This is a genomic window from Sphingopyxis sp. SE2, from assembly GCF_032227185.1.
Lineage (GTDB): Bacteria > Pseudomonadota > Alphaproteobacteria > Sphingomonadales > Sphingomonadaceae > Sphingopyxis.
The window spans coordinates 3461458-3475498 of the sequence record NZ_JAPMXW010000001.1 but is presented as its reverse complement, the minus strand read 5'-3'; the positions used below and the strand labels follow the sequence as shown (position 1 = coordinate 3475498).

General features: G+C 67.3%; 13 protein-coding genes. 8 read left to right on the top strand and 5 right to left on the bottom strand.

Annotation, left to right across the window (positions count from 1 at the left end):
- Positions 1-99 precede the first annotated feature (99 nt).
- The 4 genes from recJ to OVY29_RS16725 are packed head-to-tail and all read right to left on the bottom strand — an operon-like array spanning position 100 to position 5891.
- Entirely contained in the window at positions 100-1866 is a 1767-nt protein-coding gene (gene recJ, locus OVY29_RS16740; RefSeq protein WP_037557292.1) for a single-stranded-DNA-specific exonuclease RecJ, read from the bottom strand.
- On the bottom strand, positions 1863-3377 hold the full coding sequence (locus OVY29_RS16735; protein ID WP_037557290.1) for a PH domain-containing protein: 1515 nt from the start codon (positions 3375-3377) through the stop codon (positions 1863-1865). Before OVY29_RS16735 ends, recJ begins: the two co-directional genes overlap by 4 nt.
- A complete protein-coding gene (locus tag OVY29_RS16730) occupies positions 3374-3904 on the bottom strand; it encodes a PH domain-containing protein (RefSeq protein WP_037557288.1) in 531 nt (176 codons plus the stop codon). The genes OVY29_RS16735 and OVY29_RS16730 overlap by 4 nt, the downstream gene beginning before the upstream one ends.
- A gap of 25 nt (positions 3905-3929) precedes the next feature.
- Positions 3930-5891, bottom strand: a complete 1962-nt coding sequence (locus OVY29_RS16725) for an alkyl/aryl-sulfatase (protein WP_037557285.1) — start codon at positions 5889-5891, stop codon at positions 3930-3932.
- Between the two features lie 65 nt (positions 5892-5956).
- On the opposite strand from OVY29_RS16725, the gene OVY29_RS16720 reads away from it, so the two are divergent.
- From OVY29_RS16720 to OVY29_RS16700, 5 genes are all read left to right on the top strand, one after another.
- A complete protein-coding gene (locus tag OVY29_RS16720; protein WP_037557283.1) occupies positions 5957-6445 on the top strand; it encodes a flavodoxin family protein in 489 nt (162 codons plus the stop codon).
- 896 nt (positions 6446-7341) lie between these two features.
- Entirely contained in the window at positions 7342-7623 is a 282-nt protein-coding gene (locus OVY29_RS16715; protein ID WP_313911737.1) for a hypothetical protein, read from the top strand.
- A complete protein-coding gene (locus OVY29_RS16710) occupies positions 7620-7970 on the top strand; it encodes a hypothetical protein (RefSeq protein ID WP_313911736.1) in 351 nt (116 codons plus the stop codon). The genes OVY29_RS16715 and OVY29_RS16710 overlap by 4 nt, the downstream gene beginning before the upstream one ends.
- A 44-nt stretch (positions 7971-8014) precedes the next feature.
- On the top strand, positions 8015-8182 hold the full coding sequence (locus tag OVY29_RS16705; RefSeq protein WP_313911735.1) for a hypothetical protein: 168 nt from the start codon (positions 8015-8017) through the stop codon (positions 8180-8182).
- A 181-nt stretch (positions 8183-8363) separates the two neighbouring features.
- Entirely contained in the window at positions 8364-8759 is a 396-nt protein-coding gene (locus OVY29_RS16700; RefSeq protein ID WP_313911734.1) for a hypothetical protein, read from the top strand.
- Positions 8760-9325: 566 nt separating this feature from the next.
- Here the strand turns inward: OVY29_RS16700 and OVY29_RS16695 are convergent.
- Complete coding sequence (locus tag OVY29_RS16695) at positions 9326-9550, bottom strand: hypothetical protein (protein WP_313911733.1); 225 nt, start codon at positions 9548-9550, stop codon at positions 9326-9328.
- Between the two features lie 96 nt (positions 9551-9646).
- Between OVY29_RS16695 and OVY29_RS16690 the strand changes: the two genes are divergently transcribed.
- The 3 genes from OVY29_RS16690 to OVY29_RS16680 all read left to right on the top strand — a co-directional run bounded on the left by OVY29_RS16690 (position 9647) and on the right by OVY29_RS16680 (position 13953).
- The gene (locus OVY29_RS16690) at positions 9647-10021 is read left to right on the top strand and encodes a hypothetical protein (protein ID WP_313911732.1); all 375 of its coding nucleotides are present in this window, start codon (positions 9647-9649) and stop codon (positions 10019-10021) included.
- 252 nt (positions 10022-10273) lie between these two features.
- A complete protein-coding gene (gene pdeM, locus OVY29_RS16685) occupies positions 10274-10996 on the top strand; it encodes a ligase-associated DNA damage response endonuclease PdeM (protein WP_037557307.1) in 723 nt (240 codons plus the stop codon).
- A gap of 152 nt (positions 10997-11148) precedes the next feature.
- A complete protein-coding gene (locus OVY29_RS16680) occupies positions 11149-13953 on the top strand; it encodes a TonB-dependent receptor (protein ID WP_037557308.1) in 2805 nt (934 codons plus the stop codon).
- Positions 13954-14041 lie beyond the last annotated feature (88 nt).

The window sequence follows — 14041 nt, the reverse complement described above, 5'->3', positions numbered from 1 at the left end:
ATCGGTGAGCGGGCGCCTTAGACGGGCGTTTGGACGCGGTCAAGCATGGCGACGCCACCCCCGCGCAAAAATATTGCGCGGCACCCGAGCGGCCCGCCCCTAGTCCGCCCAAGCGGCATCCTCAAGATGCAATTCCGCGGCGGGGCGGCTGCCCCAATCGTCCCGTTTTGCGCGGCCCGCGAGCCATAATTTGCGCCCGCGCGCGTGGAGCAAGGCCTGTCCCAGCTCGGTCTCGGCGCTCCTAAAGGCGATCGCCTTGAAGCGCGCGCCATCGTCACCCGACACGATCAGGCGGACATGGTCGGTGCCGACGATGCCCGATTCGACGATTCGCACCGGGCCGGTCGCGACGCGCGGTGCGGGCCAGCCGGCGCCATAGGGACCCGCGCTTTCGATCGCGTCGCACCACAGCGGATTGATCCCGCGCGGCGCGAGCACCGCGTCGATCAGCAGCGCCTTGTCGCCGCTCGCGCGCTCGACGTCGGCGGCGAGGCGGTCATTGAGGAACGCGCCGAGCGCATCGACCTTGTGCCTTTCGACCGTCAGCCCCGCCGCCATCGCGTGACCACCGCCCGCGACGAGCAGGCCCGTTTCCTTCGCGGCGAGGATCGCGGCGCCAAGATCGACGCCCGAAATCGAGCGCCCCGACCCCTTGCCGGTCCCGTCCGCATCGACCGCGATCACGATCGCGGGACGGTGCAATCTCTCCTTCAGGCGCCCGGCGACGATACCGATCACGCCTGGATGCCAGCCCTCGCCCGCGACGATCGCGACCGGTGCATTGCCGCAGGCGATGCTTGCCTCCAACGCCTGTTCGAGCACCGCCGCCTCGATCGCGCGGCGTTCTTCGTTCAGCCGGTTGAGCTCGGCAGCGATCTCCGCCGCCTCCTGCGGGTCGCTCGTCGTGAGCAGCCGCACGCCGAGGTCGGACTTGCCGACGCGCCCGCCGGCATTGATCCGCGGGCCGAGCGCAAAGCCCATGTCGCTCGCGCTCGGCGGCTTGGTGAGCCGCGCGGCGTCCATCAGCGCCGCAAGTCCCGTGTTGCCGCGCCGCGCCATCACCTTCAGCCCCTGCGTCACAAGCGCGCGGTTGAAGCCGGTGAGGTGCGCGACGTCGGCGACGGTCCCGAGCGCGACGAGGTCGAGCAATTCGATCAGCGCGGGTTCGTCGCGGCCCGCGAAAAAGCCGCGTGCGCGAAGCGTGCGGAGCAACGCAGCGCCGAGCAGGAAGGCGACCCCGACCGCGGCGAGATTGCCGTGGATCGCGGCATCGGCTTCCTCGTCAAGCCGGTTGGGGTTCACGAGCGCGAGCGCCACGGGCAGCGTCGTCGCGCACTGGTGATGGTCGACGACGATCACTTCGACCCCCGCCGCCTTGGCCTCGGCGATCGCATCGAACGCCTGCGCGCCGCAATCGACCGTGACGACGAGCTTCGATCCCGCCTCACCGATTTTGACGAGCGCGGCGCCCGACGGGCCATAGCCTTCCATCAACCGGTCGGGGATATAGGCGCCGACGGGAAGGCCGAACCCGCGCAGCAGCCGCACGAGCAGCGCCGCCGAGGTTGCGCCGTCGACGTCGTAATCGCCAAAGATCGTGACGGCCTCGCCCTTCTCGACCGCGTCGGCGAGCCGCGCGGCGGCGGCGTCCATGTCACGGAACAGTGAGGGATCGGGCATGAAGCCGCGCAGCGTCGGCGTCCGCTGCCGGTCGAGATCGTCGCGCGCGACGCCGCGCGCGAGCAACAATTGCGTGACGAGATCGTCGGGCGCGAGATTTTCGCTGGCCATGTCGGCGCTCGCCCGCCGCCAGTGCCACGGTTGGCCGGCGATCGAGCGCGTGATTCCAAGCGCCGCATCACTCATCGCCGCGCCCTCGCGACCAGAATGCGGGTGCGCAGCGCCTGCGCCGTGGCGGCCGGGATCGCCGGAATTTCATGGCTGACGAGCGAGCTGCCGCCCGGCACGCCGAACACCAAAGTCGCGAGGCCCAGCGGGCGCAGGATAAAATCGCTCTTGAGGTCGATGCTCTGCACCGACGCGTGCGGCAGCAGGGTCGTCTTGGGCTTCCATATTCCGCGCCGGATCGCCACTTGCTCGCCAAGGTCGGTCCAGCGGTGGAAGCGCGCGCCGAACAGCGATCCCGCGCCGATCAGGAGCCCGGCGACCGGACCGAGCCAGCCGAGCGGCTGGCCGAACGACACCGCGATCAAGCCGCCCGTCGCGGCGCCGACCGCGCCGATCAAGCCGCCGAGCGCGACGATGCGATGGCTGCGCTGCCATGTCGCATCCGCGCCCGGCCGCGCGATCGCGATCTCGTCCAGCACCGGGTCGATTTCGGCCAGCTTGCCGAAGGGGACGACCTGATGGTCGCGCTCCTTCTCGCCATCGCTCGCAAGGCTTTGCAGACGAAGCTCGTGCCAGCCGAAACGCCGGCGAAACCAGCCGGTGACAAGGATCGCCGCCTGCACGCGCTTGACCGGCACCGCGACGTCGGTGCGCGTCGTCAGCCCGCGGGTCCGGCGCAGCGCGCGCGGCTCGCGCGTCAGGCGGAAATCCCAGTTGGCGAAGACCATCATCGCGATCCCGCTTACGAAACCGATCAGCAGCAGCGACAGCGCCGCGCCGATCCCGGCGACCCAGCGATGCGCGAGCAGCCACTGATCGAGGCCATAGCTTTCGGCGATGTCGATCCAGTCCACCGGATTGAAGATATTGAAATCGAACGGCAGCAGGCCGTCGAAAAACTGCATCGCGGCGCCGACCACGGCCAGCGCGGCGAGCGAGAAGTTGAACAGCCCCGCGGTCAGCAGCCGCCCCGGACTCATTGCGAAGAGCAGCCGGTCTTCGGGCGCGGGCGCCGTATCGGGGGCGCCCGCCGCGACGACCGTCGCCGCCTCGCCGCTGCGGTGCGCGCGGATCGTCGTGCGCAGCGCCTGCGCAGCGTCGAGCGCGATCGCGTTGAGGCTCGCGTCATTTTCCTTGCCGCCCGCGCCGGTCTCGAACCCGACTTTGGCGATCCCGAACGCGCGCGCGACCAGCCCCTGTTCGATGCTGACGTCCTGAATGCGGTCGAAGGGGATCGTGCGGTGCTGGCGCGCAAAGACGCCGCTTTCAATCACCACCTCATCGTCGCCGACGAGGAAGCGGAAACGCAGCCACTGAAACCAGGCGGCGAGCAGCGAGATCAGCAGGAACGCACCGATCGCCGGCACAATCCAGATCCAGTTGCCCGTAAAACCGAGCGCAGCCACCGCGGGCAGGAAGTTGAGCGATTTCGGCCCGAGCGCGACGACCGCGAGCGCCAACGTCGCGGGGTGCAGCCGCTGCCAGCGCGACTCGTCGTCCGGCGCGGCGAGGGCGGCGGCGCCGGTCATGCGAAGTCGGTCTGGATATGGCGGCGGATCGTCTCGCGCATCGCCGCCGCGAGGTCGCTGGGCAGTCCCGGCAACGTCACCGTGCTGTTGTGCGTGCCAGAAGTGTGGACAATCAGATGCGACAGACCGAACCAGCGTTCGATCGGCCCCTGCCCGACGTCGATATGCTGGACGCGCACGAAGGGCACGATCGTATCGGTGCGGAACAGCCAGCCGCGCGCGACGCGCAAGTGCCCCTCGCCGATCTTGTAGCCCCACCGCGACACGCGGCGCGACGGGAAACTGACGATGATGACGATCGCGATCAGCCAGGCCAGCGCGGTGATCAGCCCGTACGGCCCCTCGATATGGCGGATCAGCAGCGCGTCGAAAACGCTGGCACCGATCGCCAGCGGGATCAGGTTGAGCGCGGTCGCGATACGCAGCACTTTCGCGTAAGCCGGATCGACCGGGTGCAGCCCCTCGGCGGCGTTCAACGCCTCGGCGTCGAAGGGATCGGTCGGATGCGCGGCGGGCGTGTCGGTCATGCTCCTCCGTTAGCGTCTTATATGACTATGGCACAACCACATTGAAGCGCGGGTCGGCGGGCGGGTGGAGCGCGAACCACGACAGAAAGGCTTGCCGATCGCCGTCGATGCGGATCGCACCCGACTGGATCAGCGCGGGGAATTGCGCGCGCGCCATCATCGCTTCGTCGAGGATCTTGCGGTCTATCGTGATCGTCGCGGTGGGGGCCGGGTCGGTCACGCCATAGCGCGGAAATTCGACCCCGCCGCCAACGACGACGGCGACGCTTTCCTTGCTGTCGGGCAGGATGAACTGGAAAACCCCCCTGAGCGCATTTCCTTTCGCGGCGTCGAAGCGCGTCGCGAGCGCATCGAAAAAGACCACGGTCGGGATCGCGCTGACGAAGCTGCGGCTCTGCCCATTGCTCGTCGCCGCCTCGACCGCGTTTCCGCGCAGGCTAGCGGCTCCGGCGAGATAATAATTCCGCCACGCCCCAGATTCGGCCTGATAGCCCATCTGGTCATAGGCTGACGCCAGCGCCGCGCGCGCTTCCTTGTTGCCGGGCTCGGCGAAGACGAGCTTGTTCAAAAGTTCGGCCGCCCAGCGATAATCGCCCGCCTTCAGCGCCGCCCGTCCCGCCGCAAGCAGCTTGTCGGCCCCGCCCGCGAGCGCGACATATTTGGGCGCCGATTGCTCGGGCGGCAGCGGATTGAAGTTCGCCGGATTGCCATCCCACCAACCGAAATAGCGCTGGTACGTCGCCTTCATGTCGTGGTTGAGCGTGCCATAATAGCCGCGCGTCGAAAAATCGGCCACCTGCGCCGGCGCCTCGGGGGTTTGGTCTGCGAGTTCGTGCAGCGTCGCGCCGCGGTTCGCGAAGAAGAGCGTGCGGTCGTGGACATAACGATAGGCGTCGCGCTGGTTCGCGAGCAGCGCCGACACTTCGCCCGCGCCCCACGTCGGCCAATGGTGCGACGCCATCGCGACCTCGGCCTTGCCGCCCCATTTCAGCAACATCGCGTCGATCACCTTCGACCAGCGGAGCGCATCGCGCACCTGCGCACCGCGCAGGGTCAGGATATTGTGGAGATTGTGGGTCACGACTTCGGTCGTGTGCAGCGCCTTATAGGCGGGGATGTAGAAGGTGAACTCCGACGGCGCCTCGGTGCCGCCCGCGTCGAGGAATTCGAAGGCCAAACCGTCGATCGTCAGCGTGCCGCCCTGTTCGCCGACCGTCTCGGTCGGTTCCATATAGCCGATCGTCCCCGACGACAGCTTCGGGCCCAGCCCCGTGTCGACCTGGCCCGTCGGGCCGGGTGCGAGGGTCGCGCCGAACATATAGAGCGCGCGCCGTCCCATCGCGCCGCCCGCAAGGACATTCTCCGACGTCGCTTCCTCCGAAAAGCCGTGCGGCGCGATGATGCGGATATTCTCCGCCTTGACGCGTTCGGGCGTCACGATCCCGCCGACACCGCCGAAATGGTCGCTATGACTGTGCGAAAAAATCACCGCCTTGATCGGCCGCTTGCCCGATTTGGCTTCGACCGTATCGGCGAACAGCTTCCATCCGGCTGCCGCCGCTTCTTCGGACAAGAGCGGGTCGACGACGATCCAGCCGGCCTTGCCGCGGATGATCGTCATCACCGAAATATCGTAGCCGCGGACCTGCCAGATCTTGTCCGGCACCACTTCGAACAATCCGTGCACGGCGTTGAGCCGCGCCTGCCGCCAGAGCGACGGATTGACCGTATCGGGCGCCTCCCGGGTATCGAGGAAGACATAGGGCCGCCGGTCCCACACGGTCCTGCCGTCGGCGGTCTGGATCAGCCCGTCCGGAATCTCGGCGATCTTGCCGCGCGTCGCGTTGGCCGCGTCGCGCGGATCATCGAGCGGCAGACGCTTTGCCAGCTCAGCCTGCGCGGCGCGGGTCGCTTCGCTCGACGGGTCCTGTGCGGCAACGGTAAAGGGCAGGCCCGCGACAAGCAGCAGGGCGGTCCATCGGCGCATCGTCTCTCTCCCCCATATTTCGGGGCAGCTTGCGCCGCGCCCTTCGGCTTGGCAAGCATCGCCGCATGACCGGCACGCCGCACCTCCTCATCGTCTGGCACAGCCGTACCGGCGGCAGCAAGGCGCTTGCCGAAGCCGCGGCCGAAGCCGCCGCTACGGCAGCGCAGCTCGTCGCGGCGGACGACGTCACGCCCCAGCTTCTGCAGGCTGCGGGCGGTTACCTCTTCGTCGGCCCCGAAAATCTCGCCGCGCTGTCCGGCGCGATGAAGGAGATGTTCGATCGCTGCTATTATCCCTGTCTGGGGAAGCTCGAGGGCCGTCCCTATGCGACGATCATTTGCGCGGGGTCGGACGGCGAAAATGCCCAGCGCCAGCTCGACCGCATCGCCACCGGCTGGCGGCTGAAACGCGTCGCCGAGCCGGTGATCGTCAATACGGCGGCGCAGACGCCCGAAGCCATCCTGGCGCCGAAGATCATCGCACCGGACCGCCTTGCCGAAGCGCGCGACATGGGCGCTGCGCTCGCAGAGGGGATTGCCGCGGGGATTTTTTGAGGACGGGCGTTCGCTGCGACCGCTTTGGTCGGGGAGCGGACATTCCACAACCGTCGCCCCGCGAAGGCGGGGCCGCCAGCGCCTTATCAGCGGCATTGTGTAAACGACAGCGGCCCCGCCTTCGCGGGGCGACAGCTAAGTTCGGTCGTTAGGGACATCCCTTGCACCGCGTAGAGGCCGAGGGACTTGCCCCCCGTCTCCCGCCGCGCCACATCTCGCCCATGCCGCCCCGCCCCTTTCACTGACTGGTTCGCCGCACGCGGGTGGCGGCTCAGGCGACATCAGGCCGATATGCTCGGCGCGAGGCGAGCGCGGCGAGCACGCCCTGCTCGTCGCGGCGACGGGGGCGGGCAGACCTTGTCGGGTTTTGCCGAGCCTCGTCGATCTCGCGCAAAACCCGTCGGACCGGCGTTCCACACTCTATGTTTCGCCGCATGAAGCGCTCGCGGCCGACGTCGAGCGCAACCTCCTCGGCCCGATCGCCGAGATGGGCTCGACATCAGCGTCGAAAGCCGCAGCGGCGATACCAGTTCGGACAAGAAGGCGCGCCAGCATAGGCCGCCGAACATCCTGCTGACGACGCCCGAATCGCTGTCGCTGCTGCTGTCCTCATCCGGCAGCTTACGATGTTCGCGATGTGAAGACATTGGTGATCGACGAGATCCACGCCTTTGCGCCGGGCAAGCGCGGCGACCTCTCTTGAGCCTCGCGATGGCGCGGCCCAAGCGATCGCGCCTGGCCTGCGCCGCGTCAGGGCTGTCGGCGACGATCGCTGATCGGGGTACATATGCCGGCTGGCTCGCCCCTCAGACGCCGCTGCCGGCACGGTCACCATTCGAGGGGCGGGCGGGCGCCGACCCCGATATCGAGATATTGCTGCCCGAGGGCGCGGTGCCGTGGGCGGGCATTCGGGCCGCTGGGCGGTGCATCAGGTGATGGAGGTGATCGCGAGATCGCACGACGATCATCTTCTGCAACACGCGCAGAACCGCCGAGCTGATTTTTTCAGGAGCTGTGGAAGGTCAACGATCTGGCTCGCTCCCGATCGCGATCCATCACAGCCTCGACCGCGAGGCGCGCCAGCCGCCGAGGCCGCGATGGCCGAGGGACGGCTGCGCGCGCTCGTCGCGACCGCGAGCCTCGACCTCGGGCTCGACTGGGGCGACGTCATTGCGTGATCCAGATGGGCGCGCCAAGGAAGCTCGCGACCCTGCTCCAACGCATCGGCGCGCCAACCACCGGCTCGACGAACCGAGCGCGCGCTGATCGTGCCCGGCAGCCGCTTCGAATATCTCGAGCGCAGGCGGCGCTCGATGCGGTGGAGGCGGGCGAACGCGACGCCGATCGCTTCCGCCCCGGCGCGCTCGACGTGCTCGCGCAGCATGTGATGGCGCTCGCCTGCGCGGCGCCGTTCGACGAGGCCGAACTGCTCGCCGAAATCCGCACCGCCGCGCCCTACCGATGGATCGATGCGAGGTTTTCGCGCGGCTGCTCGGCTTCGTGCGCGACGGCGGCTATGCGCTAAAGCTATGATCGCTTCCGCCGCTCGCCCCCCCGACGGGCCGGGCAGTGGCGGATCCGCACCAGCTCGCCGCGCAGCACCGGCTCAACGCCAGGGATCATCGTCGAGGCGCCGATGGCCGACGTCCGCTTCAGAACGGGCGGCGGCTCGGCAAGATCGAGGAATATTTCGCCAGCACGCTGACCCCGGCGACACCCTTTCACTTGCCGGTTTAAACCTCGAGGTCGAGGCGATCCGCGACACCGACCTGATCGTCCGCGCGACGATGCGCCCCGCGCGCATCCCGAGCTATATGGGCGCGCCTGCGATTTCGACGCGGCTCGCCGACCGCGTGCGCAGCTTCCTCGCCGATCCGGCGAGCTGGGCGCCTTTCCCGGATGTGCGCTCTGGCTCGAAATGCAGGCGCTGCGCTCCGCGCTGCCGCGGCCGGGCGAACTGCTCGTCGAGACCTTCCACACGAAGGGCACCATTATCTCGTCTGCTATCCGTTCAGGGCTGGAACGCGCACCAGTCGCTGGGCATGCTGATCACGAAGCGGATGGAGCGCGCGGGCTGCAACCCTGGCTTTTGTCGCCTCCGATTATGCGATCGCGATCTGGCTTCGCTGCGCATGCACGCCCAGAATCTGTTCGACGCCGAGATATTGTCCGAAGAATCGTCACGAAGGGATTCGAGCGGTCGCACCTGCTGAAACGCGCCTTCCGCGAGGTCGCGGTGATCGGCGTAAGCGATCGAACGCCAGCATCGGGCAAGCGCAAGACGGGCAAGCAGGTGACCTTTCAGCCGACCTGATCTTCGACGTGCTGCGAAAATGCGACCATCTCTGCTCGAGCGCCTGGGCCGACGCGCGCGACGGCATGATCGCGCAGCGGGCGCCTGCTCGTTTCGCGCGGCGGACGATGCCCCGGACGCTCGGCGGATCAGCCCGCTCGCCATTCCGATCGGGTGCTGATCGGGCGAAAATTCGCGGCGTCCGATCGACGATGCCTCGGCCCGATCTGATGCGCTGGCCGAGGGCGATGCGCGTTGACCCGCGAATGGACGTCCGGCCGCTCTTCCGCGGGGCCGCACAGGCAGACGGCGCAAGATAGTTGAGGATGCCAGCGATGTGATCAGGTGGTCGTGCCTGCGCTGCTGCTCGCCCACTCTCTGGCGCGACGCCGGCGCCAGCCAATCCCGCGCCGCCCCGCCGCCGCCGCACCGCCGCCACTGGTCGCGCCGCGGTCACCGTCGTTCATCCAGCTTTCGACCTCGACGCGAGCGCGCGGCGTGCAGGTCATGTCGCGGCCAGGCCCCTTTCATCGTCGATACCGGCGCCGAGCCAGTGATCACCTGGAACTCGCCGCGGCTGAAACTTGTCAAGGCGCAATCAACTCGCGACGATCGGCGGGTCGCGGTGCAACTTCGCGTCGGCGCTGCGGATCCGTCACCTTGCCCGGTCGATGCCCCGCCTTCGCCCCACATCGGTGCCGCGGGGTGATCGGGTCGACGTACTCGAGAGCGCGCGTGCTCATCATTTCTGAAACGATGGAATATTGGAACGCGCAGGCGCGCGCGCGATCAATGGTGATGATCGTCGTCACCGCGCGCAATTCGGCGGTGGCGATCTATCGACGCGCGGCTCGACGGCAAACGCATCGACGTCATCGTCGATCCGCGCGCAGACCAGCGTCTGGCATATGGCGCTGCAAGCTGGTCGCGGCGAAGCGCGCAACCGCCTGCCCTTTCTGCCGACGACGCTGGGCGCGGTGACCGGCGGGCAGTATACGGCGGTGCGCCGCGATCCGCCGCATCGTGATCACGGCATGGACGTCAGCGGCCTGCCGAGCTTCATAACAGCCGACGTTCGCGCGCTGGGCCTCGTCGAGCGGTGGCGCTGCTGCTCGGCATGGACAGCCTGTCGCTGTTCGATCGCGTCGAATCGATTTCCCGAACAAGCGCGTCGTGTTCGACCTGCCCGAAGGGGCGAACCGCGATATGGACGGCGCTTTGCCGCCAACGGGATACGCATCGCGGTTATTTCTCAGAGGCGATCATCCTTGCAAGCCAGATAACGTGCCACCGTTTCGGCCGGAGCTGCCATCCCCCAGCACGGGGAGGGGACCCCGAAGGTGGGGAGGAGCACCGGGCGGCCGCGAACTCAGATGGGGCAGAGCACCTCGCGTGCCCCTCACCACCATGCTTCGCACGCGTCCCCTCAGGGCCGCTCCCCACCCCAAGGCAGCCGTCCTTCGGCGCGACTGGGTCGTTGCTGATCGTTACTGAAGGCGCTTGCGACGGAGCGGCGGCGACTGCATAGCGGCGCCATGTCCGCCGCGCCGACCTTTGCCTTTGCGGGCCAGCAGTTCGAGATGCTGGCCGACCGGGCGCTGTTCTGGCCGCGCCACGGCGCGCTGATCGTCGCCGACCTGCATCTGGAAAAGGCGAGCTGGTATGCGGCGCTGGGCCAGCCGCTGCCGCCCTATGACAGCCACGACACGCTCGACCGGCTCGCCGCGCTCGCCGCCGGGACCGGCGCGCGTGCGATCTGGTGTCTGGGCGACAGTTTTCACGACCGTCACGCCGCGGCGCGCATCGTGCCGGCGGTGGCGGAGCGATTGGCGCGACAGGCGGCATCGGCGCGGCTGCTGTGGATCGCCGGCAATCACGACGGGCTCTCCGGCGGCGCGTGGGGCGGCGAGGTCGCCGACGAACTCGCCGTCGACGGCATCGTCTTTCGCCACCAGAGCCTGAGGAACGAGACGCGACCCGAAATCTCGGGACATTTCCACCCCAAATTGCGAATCAACGTTCGCGGCCGGCCGATTTCGCGCCCCTGCTTCGCGGGCGACGCGCGGCGGATGATTCTGCCCGCTTTCGGCAGCCTGACCGGCGGTCTGGCCGCCGAGGATCCGGTCATCGCCGAAAATTTCGACGGCCCCTATGAAGCGATGCTCGTCGCACGCGGTCGCCGCCTCTGCTTCCCCTGCGCCGGCAGGGGGCGCGATGACGCTACGGCAAGCCGCCTCCTTCGGCGGACGGGGAGTTAAGCCCCCTCGAACAGGCGCTTTTCCGCCTGTGACCGAAAAGCATCACTTCTTCAAAAACGACGCAAATACGCGCCTTCGGCTGGATCGGAGGCGCAATTGAGTTATGCTCCCCCGGCAACAAAAATAATGAAATGTTGAGAGGAGTGCCCGATATGAAATCATCTTCCCTTCGTGCTGCCCGTTTTCTCCGCACCAGCGCGCTCGGCGTCTCGATCGCCATGGCGGTGGTCGCGGCCCCGGCCTTCGCGCAGGATGCGCCGGCCGATGCGGCCGCGGATGCCGCGACCGACGACAGCGACGATACGCCGATCATCGTCACCGCGCAGGGGCGTTCGCAGCTCCTGTCCGACGTCCCCGTCGCGATTTCGGCGGTCAGCGCCGAAACGCTGCAGAACAGCGGCGCGAACGACATTCGCCAGCTGAACCAGGTCGCCCCGTCGCTGCTCGTTTCGTCGACGGGCTCGGAAGCGAACGGTTCGGCGCGTATTCGCGGCATCGGCACGGTCGGCGACAATCCGGGCCTCGAAAGCTCGGTCCCCGTCTTCATCGACGGCGTCTATCGCTCGCGTTCGGGCATCGGCCTCAACGAGCTGGGCGAAATCGACCGCATCGAAGTGCAGCGCGGCCCGCAGGGCACGCTCGGCGGCCGCAACTCGTCGGCGGGCCTGATCAGCATCTATTCGAAAAAGCCCGATTTCCAGTTCGGGGCCACGGGTGAGATCACCTATGGCAATTATGATTACTGGCGCCTCGGCGGCAGCGTCACCGGCCCGATCAGCGACACGCTCGCCGCGCGCCTCGACGGCGTGTGGGTGAAGCGCGACGGCTTCTACAACGACGCCGCGAACGACCGCGACGTCAACAACCGCGATCGCTATTTCCTGCGCGGGCAATTGCTGTTCGAGCCGACCGACGCGCTGTCGGTCCGGCTGATCGCCGATTATACCTATCGCAACGAGGAATGCTGCGCCGCGACCTATGTCGGCCCCTCGGTCAACCCCTATATCGGCAACCTCAACAATCCGGGGGTTCCCGCGAGTCCGACGACGAACAATATCGTCCGGGTGCTCGCCGATCTCGGCCAGTCGCTCGATGCGTTCAACCAGGGCTACAGCCGCGACATTTCGGTCACCCCGGGCCGCAGCTTCGCCGGCAAGACCAAGGATTACGGCTTTTCGGGCCAGATCGACTATGATTTCGGCGGCGCTACGCTGACCTCGATCACCGCGTACCGCGAATATCGGTCGAGCCAGGCGGGCGACGTCGATTATGGCACGGTCGACATCCTATATCGCGCGCCCGACGACGACGCCTATCGCCAGTTCCACACCTTCACGCAGGAACTGCGCCTGCAGGGCGAGGCCTTCGACGGCAAGCTCGACTGGCTCGTCGGCGGTTTCTACGCCAATGAAAAGCTGCGCGTGCGCGACAATCTGCGCTTCGGCGAGGATTATGGCCGCTTCGCGACCTGCCGCATCATTTCGGGCGGCGGTCTGGCCGGCCTTTACTCGCCGACCAACCCCCTGTGCGTCTTCCCGGGCGTCGGACCGGCGACGATCGCCGGCGCGTCGGGCGCGTCGGGTCCCGATATTCTCGCGGCGTTCAACGCGCTCGACGGGCTGAGCGACCTCGGTAGCATCAACGACGTCTATCGCCAGAATGGCGAGAATTGGGCGTTGTTCACGCACAATATCTTCCACATCACCGACAAGCTCGATTTCACCTTCGGGCTCCGCTACACCAACGACAAGAAGAAATTCTCGGCGAGCTTTACCAACGACAACACGGTCTGCACCACCGTGCAGGGGCTGGTGCTCGACGATCTTTCGAGCACGAACGCCACGGCGCGCGCGCTCGCAGGCGCGCTCATCGGCCTCAGCTGTCAGGGCAATTCGACCGCCGAACTCAATGGTGTGTCGATCAACGACAAGCGGAGCGAGGACGAGTTCACCGGCACGGCGATCCTGTCGTACAAGCCGGTCGACGACCTGATGGTCTATGCGAGCTATTCGCGCGGCTACAAGGCGGGCGGCTTCAACCTCGACCGGTCGGCGCTGAAATCGCCGATCCTGCCCTTTGCGGCGGTCGGCGGGGCGCAGTCGCTGGTGGGCGCGCTGCAGTTCGACCCCGAAACGGTCAACAGCTATGAAATCGGCGCCAAATATTCGAGCGGTCCGTTCGGCCTCGGCCTGACGCTGTTCCGGTCGGACTTCTCGAGCTTCCAGCTCAATACGTTCAACGGCACCGTTTTCCTCGTCCAGAACATCAACGGCTGCGACAGCGACCTCGCCGGCGGCGACCGCGATCAAAGCAAGTTCACCGGCGCGCCGAACTATAACGCCGCCGCGGCGACCACCGGCGCCTGCCCCACCGATGACGTCAGCCACGGCGTCCGGTCGCAGGGCTTCGAACTCGAAGCCTCGCTCGTTCCGGCGCGCAGCTTCCGTATGACTGCCGGCCTGACCTATGCGAAGACCAAATATCGCGGTCAGCTGGTGGGCAATGATTCGGGCGCGCCGCTCGATCAGGCGCTGCGCCTGCTGCCGGGCAACAATCTGTCGAACGCGCCCGAACTGGTCGCGACCGGTAGCATCGCCTGGACCCCCGACATCGGCAGCAGCGGGCTGACCGGCCTCGTCTATATCGATGGCCGCATGACCAGCGACTATAACACCGGGTCGGACCTGTTCCCGCAAAAGGGACAGGACGGCTATGCGCTGTTCAACGCCCGCCTCGGCGTGCGCGGTCCCGACGAGAAATGGGGCATCGAGCTGTGGGCGCAGAACATCTTCAACAAGCAATATGCCCAGGTCGCGTTCAACTCGCCGTTCCAGGAGGGCGGCACCTCGACCGGCACCGCGTTCGCCGACCCGCAATATCCGGGCGGTCGCCAGCTGTTCTCGCAGTTCCTCGCCGAACCGCGGACCTATGGCGTGACGTTGCGCGGCAAATTCTGATCGCATATGATCGCATGATTTTCGAGGGGGCGGGGCCGTTGGACCCGCCCCTTTTTTTGCTCCGGCGAGTCAACCCGTCACATCTGAC

What these genes read in the sequence shown, in the direction of transcription:
- recJ (WP_037557292.1), bottom strand. Translation starts at nt 1,866, where the DNA reads ATGAGTGATGCGGCGCTTGGAATCACGCGCTCGATCGCCGGCCAACCG.
- OVY29_RS16735 (WP_037557290.1), bottom strand. Translation starts at nt 3,377, where the DNA reads ATGACCGGCGCCGCCGCCCTCGCCGCGCCGGACGACGAGTCGCGCTGG.
- OVY29_RS16730 (WP_037557288.1), bottom strand. Translation starts at nt 3,904, where the DNA reads ATGACCGACACGCCCGCCGCGCATCCGACCGATCCCTTCGACGCCGAG.
- OVY29_RS16725 (WP_037557285.1), bottom strand. Translation starts at nt 5,891, where the DNA reads ATGCGCCGATGGACCGCCCTGCTGCTTGTCGCGGGCCTGCCCTTTACC.
- OVY29_RS16720 (WP_037557283.1), top strand. Translation starts at nt 5,957, where the DNA reads ATGACCGGCACGCCGCACCTCCTCATCGTCTGGCACAGCCGTACCGGC.
- OVY29_RS16700 (WP_313911734.1), top strand. Translation starts at nt 8,364, where the DNA reads ATGCAGGCGCTGCGCTCCGCGCTGCCGCGGCCGGGCGAACTGCTCGTC.
- OVY29_RS16690 (WP_313911732.1), top strand. Translation starts at nt 9,647, where the DNA reads ATGGCGCTGCAAGCTGGTCGCGGCGAAGCGCGCAACCGCCTGCCCTTT.
- pdeM (WP_037557307.1), top strand. Translation starts at nt 10,274, where the DNA reads ATGTCCGCCGCGCCGACCTTTGCCTTTGCGGGCCAGCAGTTCGAGATG.
- OVY29_RS16680 (WP_037557308.1), top strand. Translation starts at nt 11,149, where the DNA reads ATGAAATCATCTTCCCTTCGTGCTGCCCGTTTTCTCCGCACCAGCGCG.